Annotated in this window: 21 protein-coding genes; 14 read left to right on the forward strand and 7 right to left on the reverse strand. The window is 60.4% G+C overall.

The features are described 5' to 3' along the window. Positions 1-11: 11 nt before the first annotated feature. Positions 12-353, reverse strand: coding sequence for a hypothetical protein (locus ACWNZ1_RS04930; protein WP_135845245.1), 342 nt, complete (start codon positions 351-353; stop codon positions 12-14). A gap of 214 nt (positions 354-567) precedes the next feature. Between ACWNZ1_RS04930 and ku the strand changes: the two genes are divergently transcribed. Continuing rightward, positions 568-1,446 (forward strand): non-homologous end joining protein Ku, encoded by an 879-nt coding sequence (gene ku, locus ACWNZ1_RS04935; RefSeq protein ID WP_135845244.1) that lies wholly within the window; start codon positions 568-570, stop codon positions 1,444-1,446. Between the two features lie 117 nt (positions 1,447-1,563). Here ku and lpxO read toward each other — a convergent pair whose 3' ends face one another. Then, complete coding sequence (lpxO, locus tag ACWNZ1_RS04940; RefSeq protein ID WP_135845243.1) at positions 1,564-2,463, reverse strand: lipid A hydroxylase LpxO; 900 nt, start codon at positions 2,461-2,463, stop codon at positions 1,564-1,566. Positions 2,464-2,867: 404 nt separating this feature from the next. Here lpxO and ACWNZ1_RS04945 point away from each other — a divergent pair, with 404 nt between their 5' ends. Both ACWNZ1_RS04945 and ACWNZ1_RS04950 read left to right on the forward strand, forming a co-directional pair. After that, on the forward strand, positions 2,868-4,457 hold the full coding sequence (locus ACWNZ1_RS04945; protein WP_003181279.1) for an ABC-F family ATPase: 1,590 nt from the start codon (positions 2,868-2,870) through the stop codon (positions 4,455-4,457). A gap of 207 nt (positions 4,458-4,664) precedes the next feature. Next, the gene (locus ACWNZ1_RS04950) at positions 4,665-5,858 is read left to right on the forward strand and encodes an MFS transporter (RefSeq protein ID WP_135845242.1); all 1,194 of its coding nucleotides are present in this window, start codon (positions 4,665-4,667) and stop codon (positions 5,856-5,858) included. Here the strand turns inward: ACWNZ1_RS04950 and ACWNZ1_RS04955 are convergent. Together ACWNZ1_RS04955 and ACWNZ1_RS04960 are read right to left on the reverse strand one after the other, a co-directional pair. Next, positions 5,852-6,889 carry an alpha/beta hydrolase family protein gene (locus ACWNZ1_RS04955; RefSeq protein ID WP_135845241.1) on the reverse strand — a complete coding sequence of 346 codons (1,038 nt, stop codon included), beginning with the start codon at positions 6,887-6,889 and terminating at the stop codon, positions 5,852-5,854. The two genes, ACWNZ1_RS04950 and ACWNZ1_RS04955, sit on opposite strands and share 7 nt — an antisense overlap. 182 nt (positions 6,890-7,071) lie before the next feature. Further along, positions 7,072-7,680 carry an FMN-dependent NADH-azoreductase gene (locus ACWNZ1_RS04960; RefSeq protein WP_135845240.1) on the reverse strand — a complete coding sequence of 203 codons (609 nt, stop codon included), beginning with the start codon at positions 7,678-7,680 and terminating at the stop codon, positions 7,072-7,074. A gap of 130 nt (positions 7,681-7,810) precedes the next feature. On the opposite strand from ACWNZ1_RS04960, the gene ACWNZ1_RS04965 reads away from it, so the two are divergent. Both ACWNZ1_RS04965 and ACWNZ1_RS04970 read left to right on the forward strand, forming a co-directional pair. Continuing rightward, entirely contained in the window at positions 7,811-8,719 is a 909-nt protein-coding gene (locus ACWNZ1_RS04965) for a LysR substrate-binding domain-containing protein (protein WP_135845239.1), read from the forward strand. Next, entirely contained in the window at positions 8,716-9,066 is a 351-nt protein-coding gene (locus tag ACWNZ1_RS04970; protein ID WP_135845238.1) for an MmcQ/YjbR family DNA-binding protein, read from the forward strand. Before ACWNZ1_RS04965 ends, ACWNZ1_RS04970 begins: the two co-directional genes overlap by 4 nt. On the opposite strand, the gene ACWNZ1_RS04975 is transcribed toward ACWNZ1_RS04970, so the two are convergent. Beyond that, complete coding sequence (locus tag ACWNZ1_RS04975) at positions 9,063-9,488, reverse strand: DUF1294 domain-containing protein (RefSeq protein ID WP_135845237.1); 426 nt, start codon at positions 9,486-9,488, stop codon at positions 9,063-9,065. The genes ACWNZ1_RS04970 and ACWNZ1_RS04975 overlap by 4 nt on opposite strands. After that, entirely contained in the window at positions 9,485-10,315 is an 831-nt protein-coding gene (locus ACWNZ1_RS04980) for an undecaprenyl-diphosphate phosphatase (RefSeq protein WP_135845236.1), read from the reverse strand. The genes ACWNZ1_RS04975 and ACWNZ1_RS04980 overlap by 4 nt, the downstream gene beginning before the upstream one ends. Before the next feature lie 269 nt (positions 10,316-10,584). Between ACWNZ1_RS04980 and ACWNZ1_RS04985 the strand changes: the two genes are divergently transcribed. The 9 genes from ACWNZ1_RS04985 to ACWNZ1_RS05025 all read left to right on the forward strand — a co-directional run bounded on the left by ACWNZ1_RS04985 (position 10,585) and on the right by ACWNZ1_RS05025 (position 18,967). Beyond that, positions 10,585-12,219, forward strand: coding sequence for a methyl-accepting chemotaxis protein (locus ACWNZ1_RS04985; RefSeq protein ID WP_135845235.1), 1,635 nt, complete (start codon positions 10,585-10,587; stop codon positions 12,217-12,219). A gap of 263 nt (positions 12,220-12,482) precedes the next feature. Then, entirely contained in the window at positions 12,483-13,046 is a 564-nt protein-coding gene (gene pnuC, locus ACWNZ1_RS04990) for a nicotinamide riboside transporter PnuC (RefSeq protein WP_265073059.1), read from the forward strand. Beyond that, entirely contained in the window at positions 13,043-13,567 is a 525-nt protein-coding gene (locus ACWNZ1_RS04995) for an AAA family ATPase (RefSeq protein WP_135847985.1), read from the forward strand. The genes pnuC and ACWNZ1_RS04995 overlap by 4 nt, the downstream gene beginning before the upstream one ends. Positions 13,568-13,903: 336 nt before the next feature. Beyond that, positions 13,904-14,350, forward strand: a complete 447-nt coding sequence (locus tag ACWNZ1_RS05000) for a hypothetical protein (protein WP_135845232.1) — start codon at positions 13,904-13,906, stop codon at positions 14,348-14,350. A 1-nt stretch (position 14,351) separates the two neighbouring features. Further along, complete coding sequence (locus ACWNZ1_RS05005) at positions 14,352-14,930, forward strand: adhesin (protein ID WP_265073058.1); 579 nt, start codon at positions 14,352-14,354, stop codon at positions 14,928-14,930. 63 nt (positions 14,931-14,993) lie between these two features. Continuing rightward, a complete protein-coding gene (locus ACWNZ1_RS05010; RefSeq protein ID WP_135845230.1) occupies positions 14,994-15,977 on the forward strand; it encodes a heme utilization protein in 984 nt (327 codons plus the stop codon). Positions 15,978-16,151: 174 nt separating this feature from the next. Then, positions 16,152-16,832, forward strand: a complete 681-nt coding sequence (locus ACWNZ1_RS05015) for a C39 family peptidase (protein ID WP_135845229.1) — start codon at positions 16,152-16,154, stop codon at positions 16,830-16,832. 61 nt (positions 16,833-16,893) lie between these two features. Further along, the gene (locus tag ACWNZ1_RS05020) at positions 16,894-17,640 is read left to right on the forward strand and encodes a hypothetical protein (protein WP_135845228.1); all 747 of its coding nucleotides are present in this window, start codon (positions 16,894-16,896) and stop codon (positions 17,638-17,640) included. A 46-nt stretch (positions 17,641-17,686) separates the two neighbouring features. Beyond that, entirely contained in the window at positions 17,687-18,967 is a 1,281-nt protein-coding gene (locus tag ACWNZ1_RS05025) for a transporter (RefSeq protein ID WP_135845227.1), read from the forward strand. 137 nt (positions 18,968-19,104) lie between these two features. Here ACWNZ1_RS05025 and ACWNZ1_RS05030 read toward each other — a convergent pair whose 3' ends face one another. After that, positions 19,105-20,430, reverse strand: coding sequence for a sigma-54 dependent transcriptional regulator (locus ACWNZ1_RS05030; protein ID WP_135845226.1), 1,326 nt, complete (start codon positions 20,428-20,430; stop codon positions 19,105-19,107). Positions 20,431-20,649 lie beyond the last annotated feature (219 nt).

Here is a 20,649-nt window from a genome sequence, read left to right on the forward strand (position 1 = left end):
GGGTTCAGCGCCTAGCGATCGCCGTTGTTGGTTTTCCTGGGCAGGGTTGGGGATTCGATGGTAGGTCGTGGCGAACCCGCAGGCTGGCCGGAACGAGGGTAGCCATTGCCGATTCCGCCGTTTTCCAGGGTGGGTGGACGAGGGACGGCAATCGTCGGGTTGTTGTGAATCATCGGCACGTTGGGCCGGGTGCCCTGCATGCTATTGGGATTGGCCCGGCGAGTCGGGCTGTTGTAGGGGTTGTTGTTGCCGGGCAGATTCTGAGCCACGAGCACGGTGCCAGCGTCAGGCGTTGCAGCCTGAACAGCGGTGGTCAGCAGTAATGTCATGATGGCGAGCATCAGCCTGTTCATCGGAACACCTCATGGATTCAGGCATATCGAAAACACGCTACGCCGCAGGTTCGCCATTGTTAAGTAAAAGATCCTCCTGAAGATGTAACTAAGCGTCTCCAAAACAGAGGGGAGCGGGCTTGCTCCCGCCATGAGCCAGACGGCGCGCGGTGGAAACTTTTCCCAAGGCCCCAAGGTCACCAGAGAGACACTCATCGGCAAGGAAAACTGCACCATGGCACGGGCAATCTGGAAAGGCGCAATCAGCTTCGGACTGGTCCACATTCCTGTGGCGCTGGTGTCAGCCACCGCCTCCCAGGGCGTGGATTTCGACTGGTTGGACAAGCGCAGCATGGACCCGGTGGGCTACAAGCGGGTCAACAAGGTCACGGGCAAGGAAGTCACCAAGGAAGACATCGTCAAGGGCGTCCAATACCAGAAAGGCCAATACGTGCTGCTCAGCGAAGAGGAAATCCGCTCCGCCCACCCGAAGTCCACACAGACCATCGATATCTTTTCCTTTGTCGACAGCGAGAAAATCCCACTGCAAAACATCGACACACCCTACTTTCTTGCCCCCGACAAGCGTGGCGGCAAGGTCTACGCCTTGCTGCGCGAAACCCTGATCAAGAGCAACAAGGTGGCCCTGGCCCTGGTTGTGCTGCACACCCGCCAGCATCTGGCCGCCCTCATGCCCCTGGAATCGGCCCTGGTCCTGGTCATGCTGCGCTGGCCGGCAGAAGTGCGTGAACTCGACATCCTGGAACTGGGCGATGAAGTGACCCACCCGACCCTGGCCAAGGGCGAGCTGGAGATGGCCAAGCGCCTGGTGCAAGACATGAGCGCCGACTGGTCTCCGGAAGAATACCGCGACAGTTTCCAGGACAAGATCATGGAACTGGTAGAGAAAAAGGCCAAGGAAGGTCGACTCGAAGCCGTGGAAACCGACCCGGGCGAAGAGCAACGCAAGAGCGCCGATGTCATCGACCTCACCGAACTGCTCAAGCGCAGCCTGGGCGGCAAAGGCAAGTCGCCGGCCAAGCCCGCGGCAAAACCGGCGAAGAGCACCAAGTCCGCCCCCGCTAAAAAAACCACAAAGACCTCCCGGGGTTGATGGCGAGGTCGGCAAGCGTCTGGGTTGTGATCTTGTCCCAATCCATTGAGTCGCTGGTAAAAGTCTCAAGATCAAAAGATCGCAGGCTTCGCCAGCGCCTGCACAATGGGTGTGGGCTCAGATCCAGATGAAGACTGCCAACAAACCACCAAAGAACGCCCATTTCTGCAAGTAATACAGCTTGCGGTTGCGCTTCTTCAGTTCCTTGCCTTGCAGACGAATCTTGTAGAGCCGGGAAAACGCCCGATTCAAGCCCCCCGTCCTGTCACCCGCGTCATTGGGCGCACCGGCGGCGGCCATGACGGTGCGACTGAACCAGCGGTTGAACGCTGTGGCCCAGCGAAACTTCAGGGGGCGTTCCACATCACAGAACAAAATAATGCGGTTATGGGGGGTGGTGTTCTCGGCGTAATGAATGAACGTCTCGTCGAATATCACCGCCTCGCCATCACGCCAATGGTAATGCTCGCCATCAACGTTGATGTAGCATCCAGCATCGTTGGGCGTTTCCAGGCCCAAGTGATAACGATAGGACCCGGCATACGGGTCGCGGTGACGAACCAACTTCGAACCTGGCGGCAACTCGGCAAACATTGCCGCCTTGATCGATCCGATGCCCTGCACCAGCTCGGTGGTGCGCGGGCAGAGCTTCATGGCCGAAGGATGGCTGTCGCCGTACCACTTCAGGTAAAAACGCTTCCAACCGGTCTTGAAGAACGAATTGAAGCCGACGTCATCGTACTGATTGGAACGCTTGATCTCCCCCGCTTGCAGCAGGCGCTGGCCTTCGGCACGGATTTCTTCCCAATGGGTCTGCAACGGGCTCAGGTCCGGGAAATCCGCCGGGCTCAGGAAAGCTTTATTAGGAAACCTCGAGCACAGGTAGAGCAAGCAGTTGATCGGAGCGAGAAACGACGAGTGATCACTCAACTGGCGTCCGAACTTGTGCCGCACGCGCCCACGCAAGTGCACATAGCCAATGGACAGAAGGTAGATCGTGGCAAAGATAAGTTTCACGGAATCCGTCACAAATCAGGAGTGAACAGGCTGCTTTCTCCCGGCCAGCCGAGCGGCAAGGGAGGTGGCGTCGGGTGAGATGGCATTTTAGCCAGAGTTTGTAAGCGAAAGTTATCCTTCAGTTGTGAAAAACTGTCATGCCCAGGCAATACCCTATCGTTAATGCGGCCATATCAGTACAATCGCCGCCAAACATCATGCGCCCCCTTTGGTCGATACCGGAAACCCGGCTTCGGCGCACGTCAACTCGGGCCAGGCGCTCCGTATGCTGCTGTCCTCTTATGCCGGATGGACCCTTGCGCTTGCGACCGCGACGCCTTTGCGCGGTCGGGCCCTGCGCAAACAGGTACTGAACAGGTACTGCCGCACCCTTAGCTACTCTGAATGTTCCGCAGGATAAACCTTTGATCTCTACAGCTAACATCACCATGCAGTTCGGCGCCAAGCCGCTGTTCGAAAACGTCTCGGTCAAGTTCGGCGCGGGCAACCGCTACGGCCTGATCGGCGCCAACGGTTGCGGCAAGTCGACCTTCATGAAAATCCTCGGTGGTGACCTCGAACCGTCCGGCGGCCAGGTGATGCTCGAGCCGAACGTGCGCCTGGGTAAACTGCGCCAGGACCAGTTCGCCTACGAAGAATTCACCGTGATCGACACCGTGATCATGGGTCACGAAGAGCTGTGGAAGGTCAAGGCCGAGCGCGATCGCATCTATTCGCTGCCGGAAATGACCGAAGAAGACGGCATGGCCGTGGCCGAGCTGGAAACCGAATTCGCCGAGATGGACGGCTACACCGCAGAGTCCCGTGCTGGCGAACTGCTGCTGGGCCTGGGGATTGGCATCGAGCAGCATTTCGGCCCGATGAGCGAAGTATCGCCAGGCTGGAAACTGCGTGTACTGCTGGCCCAGGCGCTGTTCTCCGACCCGGAAGTGCTGCTGCTGGACGAGCCGACCAACCACCTGGATATCAACACCATCCGCTGGCTGGAAAACGTGCTGACCCAGCGTTCGAGCCTGATGATCATCATCTCCCACGACCGTCACTTCCTGAACAGTGTCTGCACCCACATGGCGGACCTGGACTACGGCGAGCTGCGCCTGTTCCCGGGCAACTATGACGAATACATGACCGTGGCGACCCAGTCCCGCGAGCAGCTGCTGTCGGACAACGCCAAGAAGAAAGCACAGATATCCGAACTGCAATCGTTCGTCAGCCGCTTCTCGGCCAACGCCTCGAAAGCCAAGCAAGCCACCTCCCGCGCCAAGCAGATCGACAAGATCCAACTGGCCGAGGTCAAGCCGTCGAGTCGTGTCAGCCCGTTCATTCGTTTCGAGCAGACCAAAAAGCTGCACCGCCAGGCGGTCATCGTCGAGCGCATGGCTAAAGGCTTTGACGGCAAGCCGCTGTTCAAGGACTTCAGCTTCACCGTCGAAGCCGGCGAGCGCGTGGCAATCATTGGCCCGAACGGCATCGGCAAGACCACCTTGCTGCGCACCCTGGTCAATGAACTGGAACCGGATGCCGGTACGGTGAAATGGACCGACGCCGCGGAACTGGGCTACTACGCCCAGGACCACGCCCACGACTTCGAAGACGACGTCAACCTGTTCGACTGGATGGGCCAATGGACCCAGGGTGGCGAACAACTGGTTCGTGGCACCTTGGGCCGCATGCTGTTCTCCAACGACGAGATCCTCAAGTCGGTCAAGGTCATTTCCGGTGGTGAACAGGGTCGCATGCTGTTCGGCAAGCTGATCCTGCAAAAACCGAACGTGCTGGTGATGGACGAACCGACCAACCACTTGGACATGGAATCCATCGAAGCGCTGAACCTGGCGCTGGAAAACTACCCGGGCACGCTGATCTTCGTCAGCCATGACCGTGAGTTCGTTTCGTCCCTGGCCACCCGTATCATCGAGCTGAGCGCGGACGGCGTGGTCGACTTCAGCGGCACCTATGATGACTACCTGCGCAGTCAGGGTGTGGTGTTCTAAGCACCGCCCTTAGCTGCACGCTGCACGTGAAAGCCCTGTCCGTTGTGACAGGGCTTTTTGTCTTCCAAGGGTAAAAACCTGTGGGAGCGAGCTTGCTCGCGATGGCGGCGGCACATTCTCCACCAATGCAAACCGTTAGCCTGCTTTCTTTTATCCCCACCTCGCGCCATGATGAGGCTCTCTTACCGCTGCCCGCGAACGAGCCCCATGCCAACGCCCTCATCTGCCCCCAGCTCCCTGTCGATCACCCTGCAGATCGTCTCCATTGTGTTCTATACCTTCATCGCCTTCCTCTGCATCGGCCTGCCGATTGCGGTTCTGCCCGGGTATGTCCACGAGCAGCTGGGTTTCAGTGCAGTGGTGGCCGGGCTGACCATTGGCTCACAGTATCTGGCGACCCTGCTCAGCCGCCCCATGGCCGGGCGGTTGTCGGACAGCGTTGGCACCAAGCGGGCGATCGTCTACGGGTTATCGGGGATTGTACTCAGCGGTGTGCTGACGCTGATCTCGACCCTGCTGCAAAGCTTCCCTCTAACCAGCCTGCTGATTCTGATTGCCGGCCGATTGCTGCTCGGCGTGGCCCAGGGGCTGATTGGCGTGGGCACCATCAGTTGGTGCATGGGCCAGGTGGGCGTGGAACACACCGCCCGCTCGATTTCCTGGAATGGCATCGCCTCTTACGGGGCCATCGCCATCGGCGCGCCACTGGGGGTGGTGATGGTCGGCGAGCTGGGCTTCGCCAGCCTGGGCATCGCCCTGTCGATGCTGGCCGGCATAGCGCTGTTGATGATTCGCAACAAACCGTCGGTGCCGGTCATTCGTGGCGAGCGCTTGCCCTTCTGGGCGGTGTTCGGGCGCATTGCGCCATACGGAGCGAGCCTGTGCCTGGCCTCGATCGGCTACGGCACACTCACCACGTTCATCACGCTCTTCTATATCAGCCGCGGCTGGACCGGAGCGGCCTGGTGCCTGACGGTTTTCGGCGTCTGCTTCATCCTGGCGCGGTTGATATTCATCTCCAGCATCGCCCGCTTCGGCGGCTTCAGCTCGGCCATTGCCTGCATGAGCATCGAAACCCTGGGGCTGGTATTGCTTTGGCTCGCGCCGAACACCGCGGTCGCGCTGATCGGCGCGGGGCTGGCGGGCTTCGGGCTGTCGCTGGTGTACCCGGCACTGGGTGTGGAAGCGATCAAGCAAGTGCCCAATACCAGCCGGGGCGCGGGGTTGAGCGCCTATGCGGTGTTCTTTGACCTGGCACTGGCAATTGCTGGGCCGTTGATGGGTGCGGTGGCATTGAACCTGGGCTATTCGTCGATCTTCTTCTGCGCCGCGTTGCTGTCGGTCAGCGGGCTGGGCCTGACCCTGCTGCTACGTCGCCAAGCGACAAACGCCCATTATTGATCGGCCGTCCTCATCCCCGCCCGGGTCGGCTTGCCCAAGGCCTCGCCGAAGAAGCGGCTGGCCTCGGAAATCATGGTGCGGTGGATGTCCTTGCGGTCGACACCGTCCGCATCGGTACACAGTGCCGGCATCGCGGCGATCTGCTCTTCAGTACACGGGGCCAGGAAGACAAAGTGCCCCGCTCCGGCCAGCGTCTTGAAATCCGGTGCGGTAGGCAGCTTGCGGGCCAAGGCGGCGGCGTTTTTATCGAAAGCCACCAGCTTGTCGCCGTCGCCGCTGTACAACAGCACCGGCACATGGACCTCGGCCAGGGTGTGGCGGCCAAATTTCAGGCTCAACGGCGCCATGAGCAACAATGCCCGGACCCTGGGGTCGGCCACCGGGGACAGGTCGTCGCGGTCGGCAATCAATTCGCCTTGGGTATTGCAGGCATCACGATCGTCCGGCCGTTCCTGACAGTAGCGGCGCAGGCGATTGAGGTCTGGCGTGGCGCCCGACAGGATCAACGCCGTCTCGCCACCGGCCGAATAGCCGATCACCCCAACCTGCTCCGCATTAACAAAGGGCGAGAGCATCGGGTCGTTCAACGTCGCGGTAATGGCTTCGGAAATCTGGATCGGCCGGCCATACAGATTGCTCAAGGTCCCGAGTCGGCTGTGATCCTGGGCGTTGTCGCCGGGATGAATCACCGCTACCACCACGAAGCCCTGGCGCGCCAGCGAGGTGGCCAGGTCATGCAGGGCCAGCGGTGTGCCGGTGTTGCCGTGGGAGAGCATCAACAGCGGAAAGCGGCCGATAGCAATTTTGGCATCTGGCGCAGCATCGATCTGGTAGCCATCGAGCAGGCTGGACTGCTCCCTGGCGGTGGACGGATAAAAAGCGAAGGCATGCATCGGTTGCCGATCCAGCGGATCGAGAAAGCTCAGCTCATGAAAACCGGCGCTCCAATGCGGATGCGGTGCCGATGCGGCCTGCACTGAACCCAGGCTGGCGAACAAGCAAAGCAGTAGCCCTGCACCAAGACGTGTCATCGAATGTTCCATCCTCACCAGCCGACAGGGTCCCCTGCCGCTCGCCGCTGTGGCCGTGCATAACCTGCGCCACAAAGCCTGATGCCAGACGCGGAAAAACTCCGCACCCTGACCGTCCATGACGACCAGAATACAGAGTTTTACCAAGCTTGCCCGAAGGGCCTGGTGTTTTTACACAAGCCTTACGCAGCGGCGAACTGTTCGCTGATCTGCGACTGGGCTTGGCTCATGCCCTTGATGCGCATCTCGTCACCCTTGGCCAGCCCTTCGGCACGGACGAACTCGATGTCAGTGATGCCAAGGAAACCAAACATCACTTTCAGGTAATCCTCATGGCCGACGCCGCTCGGCTGACCAGCATGCAGGCCGCCTGCGGTGGACACGATCACCAGTTTCTTGCCGCCGCACAGGCCTTCGAAGCCGGCTTCGGTGTAGCGGAATGTCTGGCCGGCCACGGCGATGCGGTCGATCCAGGCCTTGAGCTGGGTCGGAATGCTGAAGTTGTACATGGGCGCAGCGATCACCACGGCGTCGGCGGCCTGGAACTCGGCCATCGTGGCGGCGCTGAGATCGGCCTCGTGCTGCAGGGCGGCATCGCGCAGTTCAGCGCTGGTGCCGGCGGCGACCAGGGTCTGGGCGGAGAAATGGCTGATGGCGTCAGCGGCCAGATCCCGGTAGGTCACCACGGTTTGTGGCTCAGCGGCTTTCCAGGCTTCAACCACTTCGCGGCTCAATTGGCGGGAGGCAGAGTGGTCGCCGAGGATGCTCGAATCGATGTGCAGCAGTTTCATGTGAGTGCTCTCCAAGTGAGGATCGCAACCAAGGCGATCAATTGCGGACAATCCTACCAATGAAACCAATGGTCGATAAGCCAACAAAAATGCGATAGTTCGTTCTACTGACAGGACAATCGAGCTCGATATGCAAGATCTCAATGATCTGTACTACTTCGCTAAAGTCGTCGAAGCCGGCGGTTTCGCCGCCGCCGGGCGTGTGTTGGGCATTCCCAAATCACGGCTGTCGCGGCGTATCGCCGAGTTGGAAGAGCGCCTCGGCGCCCGTCTGCTGCAGCGCACCACCCGTCAGTTGAAACTGACCGCCGTGGGCGAGCGGTATCTGCGCCATTGCCAGGCCATGCTGTTGGAGGCCGAGATGGCCGACGAAGCAGTGGCAAGCATGTCCAGCGAGCCCCGCGGGCGTCTGCGGGTCTCGAGCCCGGTGGGCCTGGCCCACCAGATGCTGCCGCAGGTGATTGGCACGTTCCTGACGAAATTTCCTCAGGTGCAACTGGAAATGAGCCTGATGAATCGCCGAGTGGACCTGGTAAGCGAAGGCTTCGATGTGGCGCTGCGGGTGCGCGACCTGGGCGACGAAGACCCGTTGCTGGTGACCCGGCGCCTGCGCCAGGCGCAACTGATCCTGGTCGCCAGCCCGGCGCTTGTCGAAGGGCGGCGAATCGACACCCCGGAAGATCTCAAGCAACTGCCGGTGCTAGGGGCATTGGAGGCCGATCGCCTGGTGCATATGCGTTTGCGTAAAGCCGATGGGCAGAGCGTCGAACTGGCCCTGGAGGCGCGGCTAGGCATCGAGGACTTCGTCGTGCGCCGCGCCTGCGCCGTCGATGGCCTGGGTTTTACCTTATTGCCGAGTATGTATTGCGAGCAGGATTTGCACGACGGCACACTGGTGGAATTGTTGCCGCAATGGTCATTGCCGGATGGCTGGCTCCTGGCGGTCTATCCCCATCGACGCGGCGTGCTGCCGGCGGTGCGCGCCTGGATCGACCATCTGGTAGAAGCGTTTGAGAGCTGTGGAGAACGAAAGATATGAGCTTGAGCGAAGAAGATGTCGCACGGTTTTGCCTGGGCTTGCCCGGTGCCCGCGAAGACTACAAATGGGGCGGCGTGCGGGTGTTCTCCATCGCCGGGAACAAGATGTTCGCTCTCCAGGGCCTGCGCAGCGATTCGCTGGCGTTCAAGGTCGACAAGGATCTGTTCCTCGGTCATTGCGACCGCCCGGGCATTCATCCCGCGCCTTACCTGGCGCGGGCCCAGTGGATCATCATGCAGGTGCCCTACCCGCTGGGTGCCGATGAACTGCGAGGCCTGCTGCAACGCTCTCACCAATTGGTGGTCAGCAAATTGCCCAAGCGCACCCAGGTCGGGTTGCTGCTCTAGAGCAACGTCAGCAGGCGCCCCAGGAACAACTGGTCGATCCAGAACACTTGGTGCAACAGCACGATGAACCAGAACACCACCTGAAACGACACCTTTCGGGTCTTGTGGCGAAACACCTGCTGGGCCAGCAGTGCCCCGGGCCAACCACCGGCCAGCTCCACCGCATGCAGCACGTTCTCCGGGGTGCGCCAGGCGTCAATGCGAGCCTTGCGCTTGTCGCTCCAGTACAGCAGAAACGCCAGCAGGCTGACGACGCCATAGGCCACCATCGGCACCCAGGACACCGACCGCAGTCCGAGCAGCAGCGACCCGAACAACGGCAAGGCACACAGCAGGACAAACACTATCAACTTGAGCCGCAGGTTCTGCACGGCGCCGTCGGTATTGCGCGCCACGCGTTTGCGGGTGCCTGGATCGTTCATGGCCGGGCAGCCGTCCAGTCCACCCAGCCGAATTGCCAGGTCGCCAGGATCAACAGGCCGAACGCGATCCGGTACCAGGCGAACACCGCGTAACTGTGACTGGCGATGAAGCGCAGCAGGCCCTTGACCGCAATCATCGCGAAAATGAATGCGGTGACGAAACCGATGGCAAACACCGGGAAATCCGCCGGAACGAACAGCTCGCGGTATTTATAGCCCGAATAGACAGCCGCACCGACCATGGTCGGCATCGCCAGGAAGAACGAGAACTCGGTCGCAGTCTTGCGCGACAGGCCGAACAGCAGCCCACCGATGATGGTCGCCCCCGAACGGGAGGTGCCGGGAATCATCGCAATGCACTGGGCCAGGCCGACCTTCAGGGCGTCCTTCCACGTGATCTCATCCACCGTTTCGGCGTGCACCTGGTGCTGGCGCTTTTCGGCCCAGAGCATCACCAAACCACCCAATACCAGCGCCGCGGCCACCGTGATCGGATTGAACAGGTATTCGTGGATCAGGTCGGCAAACAGCACGCCCAGCACCACGGCGGGCAGGAAGGCGATCAGCAGGTTGGCGGTAAACCGGCGGGCACCGGGTTGCGTTGGCAAACCGAATACCACGTCGAAGATCTTGCGCCGAAACTCCCAGACCACCGCGAGGATCGCGCCCAGCTGGATAATGATGTTGAACGCCATCGAGCGCTCGCCGCCGAACTCGAGCAAGTCGGCGACAATGATCTGGTGCCCCGTACTGGAAATCGGCAGGAACTCCGTCAAGCCTTCTACCACGCCAAGAATCAGTGCCGAAAAGGCGGTCCACAAATCCATTCATCCCCCAAAAGACTATGCTTGCGCAGGTCTCATAAAAATTTTAAGCAATATGCAGGTGCAAACAGCAGGCGCACGGTGACTGCGATTTCTCAAAAAAACCAATGAAAAAATCAGGACAGGCTCAGGTTTTGCGCTGCGGGGCCGAAATCCTATCAGACAAGCCCTGATAACGCTGCCGCGTTATGACCCAGGTCAATCACGCGTACCTGGCGGGCGCTAAAGTGCCGGCCGTCGTTATGACAAGAATAAAAACGGAGTGACAGCGTATGAATAGCTTGCGCAGTGTGTCGATCAGCCGACGCTTGTGGCTCATATTGGTCGTAGCCATCGTGATGTTATTCACGCTGGGCGCGTTCATGTTGAAACAGATCCACACCGACCTCTATCAGGCCAAGGTGCAGAAGACCCAGCATGTGGTGCAGACCGCCAGTGGCGTGCTGACCTACTACCATGGGTTGGAAACCGCCGGCACCCTGACCCGCGACGCTGCGCAAAAGCAGGCCCTGAGCGCCGTGCGCGGCCTGCGCTACAACGAAACTGACTATTTCTGGATCAACGACCTGACACCGGTCATGGTCATGCACCCGACCAACCCGAAACTTGAAGGCCAGAATCTCTCGGCGATCCGCGATCCGAACGGTTATGCGCTGTTCAACGAGATGGTCGCCATCGCCAAGGCCAAGGGCGCCGGCATGATCAACTACCTCTGGCCGAAACCGGGTGCCGAGGCGCCGGTGGCGAAGACTTCCTACGTCAAGCTGTTCGAGCCCTGGGGCTGGATCATCGGTTCGGGCGTGTACGTGGATGACGTGGAAGCCGAGTTCCAGTCCCAACTGATCAAAGCCTCGTTGATCGGCCTGGCAATCACGTTGCTCATGGGGCTGTTATTGACCCTGATCGTGCGCAGCATCGTCCGACCGCTGCAGGAAACGGTCAACGCCATGGCCAACATCGCCAGCGGCGAAAGCGACTTGACCCGCACCCTCGACACCCACGGCCAGGACGAAGTCACGCAACTGGCGCGGCACTTCAACGCCTTTACCGCCAAGCTGCGGCAAGTGGTGACCCAGTTGCAAGCCTCGGCCAGCGCGCTGGGGCAATCCTCCAACGAGTTGGGCAACGATGCCGCCCAGGCCCAGGAGCGCAGCCAGCAGCAGTCGCAACAAATGGAACTGGTGGCCACCGCGATCAACGAAGTGACCTATGGCGTGCAGGACGTGGCGAAGAACGCCGAGCACGCCGCCAGTGAGATGCGCGACGCCGAATCCCAGGCCCAGCAAGGCCAGGTCAATATCGATGGCAGCTTGCAGCAGATCGACCGCCTCTCCCAGACCATCGACCAGGCGGTGGAAGTGATTCGCACCCTGGCGAGCGAAAGCACCCAGATTGGCAGCGTGCTGGAGGTGATCCGTTCCATTGCCGAGCAGACCAACCTGTTGGCCCTCAACGCCGCCATCGAAGCCGCCCGCGCCGGTGAGCAAGGCCGTGGTTTTGCGGTGGTGGCCGATGAAGTACGGTTGCTGGCACAGCGTACGCAAAAGTCCACCGCTGAAATCCAGGCGATGATCGAACGTCTGCAAAACCATTCCGAGGCCGCGGTAAAAGTCATCAGCGACAGCAGCCGCGCCTCACAACTGACCATCGAACAGGCCGGCCTGGCGGGTGCCAGCCTTAACGCTATCGGCCAGGCCCTGCGCAACCTCAACAGCCTGAACGCTTCCATCGCCAGTGCCACCCTGCAGCAGGCCCATGTCGTGGAAGACATCAACCAGAACGTCACCCAGGCGGCCGGACTGTCCCACAGCACGGCCGTGGCGGCCGAACAGTCGAGCCTGGCGAGCACGCGGCTCAAGGCACTGAGTGAACAATTGAACGGGTTGCTCACACAGTTCCGGGTCTAAGGATTGATGGACTCTTTGTGGGAGCGAGCTTGCTCGCGATGACGGCGGCGCATTCAACACTGATGCAAGCTGAGCCACCGCTATCGCGAGCAAGCTCGCTCCCACAGGGGGGTCTACTGAGCCCAGGTTTCGTCCTCACCGCAAATCCCTTGTGGAAGCGAGCCTGCTCGCAATAGCGTCGGCACAGCCAGCATTGATATTGGAGCTGCCCACGCCATAACGTTTACAATCCCCGCCCTCTCCCTCTTCCCCAAGGAATCGCCATGTCCGGGCTTGAACTGTTTGCCGCAGCCCTCGGCGTGATTGCTGTCTGGCTGACCGTCAAGCAGAACCCCTGGTGCTGGCCGATCGGCCTGGTCATGGTGTTGCTGTACAGCTGGATTTTCTTCGAGGTGAAGTTGTACTCGGACATGTTGCTGCAGGTGATCTACGCCGTGCTGCAACTCTATGGCTGGTGGCAATGGACCCGCGCCGGGCAGCATCATGATGGGCGGCAGGTGACGCGCCTGGGTGCGCCATCGGTGCTGCTCGGGTTGGCCATCGGTGCCGCAGGCAGCTTGATGCTGGGCGCCGCCATGGCGCACTGGACCGACGCCGCCCAGCCCTGGCTCGACGCGGCGCTCACCGGTTTCAGCCTCGTGGCCCAGTGGTGGATGGCGCAGAAGCGCGTGCAATGCTGGCCCCTGTGGATCGCCCTGGACGTCATCTTCGTTGGCCTGTTCGTCTACAAGGACCTGCACCTCACCGCCGCGCTCTACGCCCTGTTCACCCTGTTGGCGATCCAAGGCTGGCGGGAATGGCGCGCCGATCCGGCCCTGCGCGCATGAAGGTGGTGGTTCTGACCGGCCCGGAATCCAGCGGCAAGAGCTGGCTGGCGGCGCAGTTGCAGACGCATTTCGGCGGTTTGCGGGTGGATGAATACGTTCGCCATTTCATGGAACAGCACCTGCGCGATACCTGCCTGGGCGACATCACCGACATCGCCACCGGCCAATTGGCCTGGGAGGACATGGCTCGTGCCCGGCTGCCGAGGTTGCTGATCCTCGACACCCATCTGTTGAGCAATATCCTCTGGAGCCAGACCCTGTTCGATGACTGCCCAGCCTGGCTCGAGCCGGCCTTGCTCGCGCGCCATTACGACTTGCACCTGCTGTTGAGCCCCGAGCAGGTCGAATGGATCGGTGACGGCCTGCGCTGCCAGCCTGACCTGGCAGAGCGCCTGCGCTTCTTCGACGCGATCGAGCATTGGCTGGTCCGGCACCAGCAGCCTTTCCAAGTAATCGAAGGTGATTGGGTGCAACGTCGGGAGCGGGTGTTCGCAGCCGTTACCCGGCTGCTCGACGCCTGACCCCCTGCGACGGGGGTGACAGCCACATTTGTTCCATGCCTGAAACACTTCCATGTGCGTCAACCCCTGCCCCAGGGCCCTTTCACACAATTGTCATCGTCACTGTCAGTTTCTTGAAACACCTCACTGCACTGCCTGGATCCAGAGCCAAGCGATAGCGCACGGCCATTAACGCCCATCAGGGCTGTCTCACGGATGAAACAGATCCGCTCTGCAGTCCATGCAAAAAAAACCTAACTCATTGAATTAACAGTCCTTCCAAAACCCGGCACAACACATGCTCCTCTTCTTCCCAACGCTGACTAGGGCCAGCCCACCGAAGAAGGAATCGATGCCGTGGGGACTTTCAAAAGAAGTTTGACCTGCCTGCTGGTGATCGGCTGCGCCGCCGGCGCGACACTCAGCCTACCGGTACAGGCCGAGGGCAACGGCGTCATTGTGCTCAACCGTGACGTGCAACCCGTGCACATTGGTCGCTACGGTGGCAAAGACCCCTACCCGACCACCGTCAACGCCAACCCATCCGACCGAATCAATCAGGCGATCACCAGCACTGAACTCAGTGATGGCGAGTTCGCCAGCGTTGCCAGCGGCTCTTCGATCCGCAACACCATCAACCCGAACACCGGCGTGCAGGGCCTGAATGTCGTCACCAATCCCAACGGCATGCCCGGCATGAGTGCCGGTCATGGTGGCGGCAGCGGAGGCGCGATCTCCGGCACCATCAACCGCTCGCTGAGTTCCGGACTGGCCCCATTGGGTCGGCTGGCGGGAGGCCAGTGACATGAAGCCTGTCTTGTTTCTGCTTACCCTACTCGGCACCTCCATTGCGCTCGCCGATCCAGGCGTGGCGGTGGTCAGTAGCGCCACCCTGCAGGATTCCGGCAGCCAGTACACCGGCAACTTCAACGTCAACCAGGCGGCCGGCGACCAGACCCAGCAAACCAACACCCGGGCCATCGCCATTGGCACCCATGCCCAGGCCACCACCCGCGTACACCAACGCCTGGACGCGCCAGCCAACCCGTCCATGAACGCAACCGCCCACATCGGCGGCAACTCATTCACCAACGGCAACGGGGTACTGGGCGTCAACCAGTCCGCCGGGGCCAACAACCAGATGGCCAATGTCATGCGAGTGGGCATCAGTGCCCATCCGCAGAGCATTGACGACAGCGCCCTTTCTCAACAGAACGTGGCGTTGCTACCGAACTCAGGAGCAACTGGCACCCCAACCGGCAGTCGCCAGGTCGCCACCAGCGACCAGGCATTCACCGGCAGCCGTGGGGTCATCCAGGTGAACCAGAGTGCCGGGGTGGGGAACCGCATGGCTAACACCCTGAGCATCCGGGTCGCTGACTGACCCGGATACAGCACCCATAAGAAAGTACTGACACTTAACCAACGACACGCAAGGAGAAACACCATGAAACCTACAATGGCACTCAAACCATTGGTTTTCGCTCTCGCCGCTGTCATGGCAATGGCCGCACAGGCCGGTGGAAACGGTAACGGCAACGGGCACGGCAATGGTCATGGCGACCATGGTCCCAAGGGCCCAACGTGGGAAGAACAACTTTCCATCAATGCCAGCGCGATGGCTACCGTGATCGATGAGCAGAGCAGCGACGGCAACGAAGTGCTCAACCAGGGCACCAAAAACACCGCCGAAGCCACCGACTCCCTCAATGGCAGCAACGGTAACATGGGGGCGAACATCGCCGCCGGCGACGGAAACCAACAAGATAACGCCGCAGCGCTGGCTACTGCCGACGAAAGCTTCATCTTCGGCTCGGCTGTCGCCGCCTCCAGTGCCACGCAAACCAACACCAACAACTATGTAAAAAACAACTCGACCCACAACAACGCCTCGCTCACCAATGCGGGCAACAACGGCTCCGGCAACATCGGCATCAACGTGACCGCCGGTAACTTCAACCAACAGAAAAACAACCTGGCCATCGCGGTATCGGGTGGCCGTGTCGCACAGGCCTCTGCCGAGGCCAATCAGTCCTCCACCGGCCTTGTGGTCGACAACAAAGGCGTGCGGACCTACAAAACCGACACCCTCACCAGCACCTACGCCGCTTCTGGCACCTTCAAGGCCAAAGGCACCGGCACCGTGGAAGATGACGACCATGGCGGATGGGGCAACAGAGGTGGCAACGGCGGCGGTCACGATGACGATAAGTTCAAGTTCTCCGCAGTGGGCACTTTCGAACTGTCCGGCACCAACACTCAGCAAGTGCTGACCCGCGACGGCTGGAAAAACCCTGTGATCAACAACGCCACCATGACCAACTCCATGAACGGCTTCTCCGGTAACGGCGGCGCCAACGTGTCGGCGGGCGTGGGCAACCAGCAAAGCAACTCGCTGTCCATCGCCGCTGGCTGCAGAGCCTGCATGTAAAAAGTACCACTGTGGGAGTAGTGGCTCTGTGGGAGCACCGTTTGCTCGCGATGAGGTCGTCACGTACGGCACCTCTGCTGGCTTTAAAATCGCTATCGCAAGCAAGCTTTGCTCCCACGGGCTCGCTCCCGCAGGGGGCTTTTTTTTCCAGGATTTCTACCAGGTGTATTGATCATGCGTGCCACTGCCCTTTCCCTGCTGCTTTGCATGGCGTGCGTGGCTGAAGCTGCGCAAATGCCGGTCGCCGCCCTGCCTGGCGGCATGCTGGTCTTCAAACAGGTGCAAAGCGTACGCGAGCGCAAGTTCAGCGACATCGTCGAGCAGAAAACCGATTTCAGCTGCGGTGCTGCCGCGCTGGCCACGGTGCTGCGCCAGGCCTATTGGCTTGACGTCGATGAAGAACACGTCATCAAGGGCATGCTGATTAATGCCGACCATGACCTGGTCCGCACCCAAGGGTTTTCCATGCTGGACATGAAACGTTACGTGGAAGCCATCGGCATGCGCGCCCGGGGCTACCGGATACCGCCCGAGAAGATCGAAGCGGTGACGATTCCGGTGGTGGTCCTGATGGAAATACGCGGCTACAAGCACTTCGTGGTGTTGCAGCGGGCCGATAAGCAATGGGTCTACATCGGCGACCCGGTGCTGGGGCACAAGCGCTACAGCCATGATGAGTTCGTCAAAGGCTGGAATGGCATCGTCTTTGCCATCGTCGGTCCGGGTTATGACAAGACCAATGCGTTGCGCAGCCCTCCGCAACCGCTGACGGCACGTAACAAGCTGGACGGTTTCAACCCGGTCAAGGATGCAGAACTGATGGATTTCGGCTTCATACAGAGCGACTTCTTTTAATCGCCGACAAACTGCCAACGCCAATAAGTACAAAAGGGGCAGGAAGCTCCGGGAGCAACACATGAAAACTTCACACTGGCTGTCGCTGGCCTGCCTGGCCGCGACCGCCTCGGGCTATGCCCATGCCGGATTCAAACCCATCGAAGTCAAGGACCAGGAGCTTGCCGAGCTACGCGGTCGTTATGTCATGCCCGGCCGCGTCATCAGCTTCGGCATCGTCATGAGCAGTACCTGGCGCAACGCCAGCGGCGATCTGATCGGCGCCAGCAGTTCCATGCAGATCCAGGCCGCCACCGTCAAACCGCAATTCTACGTCTCGACCATCCAGCAAACCGGCAACGGCAGCGCCCCGGAACAGGGCAGCGGCACGATCGCCGGTGGTGCCGGCCTGGGCAGCAGCCAGGGCGTAACCCAGAGTGTACGCGCCGCCGGCGATGGCAACAGCGCCTACAACAACGTCACCATCAACGTGAAGGAGAGCAGCCACGCGCCCGCACTGGCACCGTCCCAAGGGCAGTTGCTGACCAAGGGCCAGACCATCAGCGGCAGCAACGCCGCCGGCAGCGTCGCGGTCACTGCCACCGGCAGCGGTGTGCAAATGGCTATCCAGGCCAACCACAACCAGGGCAGCACCCTGCAACAAGTGGCCCAAGGCGGCTTGCTGCAGAACACCCGCCTGCTGGGCAACAGCAACCTGGTCAACAACATGACGCAGCTCAATGTGGTGCTGAACAATAATGGCCCCAGTGCCGGGGCTCTGGACTGCAACCTGACCCAACTACGCGGCCTTCGTAACCTCGGTTATTGAGCTACGCTGATCTGCGACCATTGGGCAAATAAGGACGGCATATTTCATGTATCGATCCGTATCGTTGCGCGCTGTCATGTGTTTAAGCACGTTGTTCCCGGCGACCGTGTTGCAAGCGGCACCGGACGCGGACATCGAGGCCCTGAAACAGGAACTTCTCGAGCTCAAGCAACGATACGAGGTCCAGCAAAAGGCCCTGGCGGTGCTCGAACAGCGGGTTCGCCAAGTGGAGGACCAACCCGCCGCCCCACCGCCCAAGCGCCTGGCCAAATCCCCGGCCGACATGAAAGGCAACCAGACCGCAGCTGGCAGCGGGGCCACGGCCGGCGGCAGCGGCTACGGGCAATCCCTGGCCGATGATTCGCAACCGGCCCAAAGTGTCTCCAACCTGTATGACGAAGCCAGTGGCTTCTTTGGCGGCGGTAAATTCAGCTTCGAAACCGGCGTGACCTATTCACGCTACGACACGCGGCAACTGATCCTCAACGGCTTCCTGGCCCTGGATTCGATTTTCCTGGGCAACATCAACCTGGACCGGATCAAGGCCGACACCTGGACGCTGGACCTCACCGGTCGCTATAACTTCGACAATCGCTGGCAGTTCGACCTCAACGTGCCAGTGGTCTATCGCGAGTCCACCTATCAGTCGGGGGGTGCGAGTGGAGGAGCAGGCAGCGTCACCAGCGAAGAAACCGTGACGCGCGATCCCACCATTGGCGACGTCAACTTCGGCGTCGCCTACAAGTTCATGGACGAATCGATCAACACCCCGGACGCAGTGGTTACCCTGCGCGTCAAGGCGCCAACGGGCAAGGATCCGTTCGGCATCAAGCTGCGCCAGTCCCCGGCCAACACCAACCTGTTCGTGCCTGAAGACCTGCCCACCGGCAACGGCGTCTGGTCGATCACCCCCGGGATCTCCCTGGTCAAGACCTTCGACCCGGCCGTGCTGTTCGGCACCCTGTCCTACACCCACAACCTGGAAGAGTCGTTCGACGACATCAGTTCAACCGTCAACCAGAAGGTCCCGGGCAAGGTGCGGATCGGCGACAGCTTCCAGATCGGCGCCGGCATCGCCTTTGCCTTGAACGAGAAGATGAGCATGTCGTTCTCGGTTTCTGACCTCATACAAAAGAAAAGCAAGCTCAAGCAGGACGGCGGGGATTGGGAATCGGTGGTCTCCAGCGACGCCAACGCCGGCTACTTCAACATCGGCATGACCGTGGCGGCCAGCGACAACCTGACCATCGTGCCCAACCTGTCCATCGGGCTGACCGACGACGCGCCGGACTTCACCTTTAGCCTGAAGTTTCCGTATTACTTCTAGCGCAGAGAATTGCTTTAAGCGCATCCCTTGTGGGAGCGAGCTTGCTCGCGAAGGCATGGTGTCAGATTAATCAATCTCACTGACATACCGCCTTCGCGAGCAAGCCCGCTCCGACAAGGGGTTTTGTGTTGGAAGCTCTAACGGATTTGATGCTTGTGCAGCAACCGATAGAAAGTCGGCCGGGACACGCCCAGCACCCTGGCCGCCACGCTCAGGTTATCGCTGTGGCGGTTGAGCACATCGCTCAGTGCCTGGCGCTCGGCGCGGGTCTTGTAATCCTCCAGGGTGCCCATCGGTGCAACGACACCCTGATGGCTGGCCAGGCCAAGGTCGCGGGCCTCGATCTGCCGCCCCTCCGCCAGCACGAGCCCACGACGGACACGGTTGGCCAGCTCCCGCACATTGCCCGGCCAGTCATGCATGCCCATCGCCACCAGCGCATCTTCGCTGAAGCTACGGGGCCGGCGGCCGGTTTCCTGGCTATAGAAATGGGAAAAGTGACTGGCCAGCATCGCCAGGTCGCCATGGCGTTCACGCAACGGCGCCATCACCACCTGCAACACGTTCAAGCGGTAGTACAGATCCTCGCGAAAACGCTTGTGCTCAATGGCCGCCTCAAGGTCGACGTGGGTGGCCGCCAAGACCCGCACATCGACCGCAATCGGCTGGCTGCCGCCGACCCGTTCAATGTGTTTCTCCTGCAGAAAACGCAGCAGGTTGGCCTGCAATTCCAACGGCAAGTCACCAATTTCATCCAGGAACAGCGTGCCACCATGGGCCGCCTCGATCCGCCCGACCTTGCGTTGGTGAGCCCCCGTGAAGGCCCCCTTCTCATGGCCGAACAACTCGGACTGGATCAGGTGCTCCGGAATGGCGCCGCAGTTGATCGCGATGAAGGGTTTATTGCGGCGGTGAGACTGGCAATGCAACGTGCGTGCGACCAGTTCCTTGCCGGTGCCGCTCTCACCCCGAATCAACACCGGCGACTCGGCGGGCGCCAGTTTGCTCAACAACTTACGCAGCTCGCGTATGGGCTTGCTGTCGCCCAGTAGCTCATGTTCGGGCTGATCAATGTGAACCGAACCCTGCCCTCGCAGACGCGCCATGCCAAACGCCCGCCCCAGTGTCACCTGAACCCGGGAGACATCAAATGGCAAGGTATGGAAGTCGAAAAACCACTCACAGACAAAATCACCCACATTTTGTAAACGCAGCACTTCCTGGCTGAGCACAGCGATCCACTCGGTACCGCTGCGACTGATCAACTCCTTGACCGCTTCCGGGCGCTCCAGGTGAAAAGGCTGCAAGCGCAAAAGCCCGACATCGCAGGTGCGATCGCCAGCATGTTCGAGTGAACAGCTGGCGACGTCCCAGCCGATGCTGCGCAGACCTGGCAACAGGCGATGACAATCATCGCAAGGATCAACCACAAGTAGACGACGCGACGTGATGGCTTCGATCATGACTGATCCTTGGCGCCAAAATTAAGAAATATTAGTAAAAACAGTCGTTTGGCAAACCTGCATGTAACAGTAGCAAGAAGTTGACACGCCCTTGTATCAATTGATTATCGAAATCGCCACAAAGCGGTTATAAGCAAGCCTTCGTTAGTTGCCCACGTCTGAATCTTTCATGCAGCTTTCAAACAAAAGCCCAAAAGCCTTGTCTGAAAGAAAGTCGAA

The organism is Pseudomonas sp. CFBP 5748, assembly GCF_053850495.1.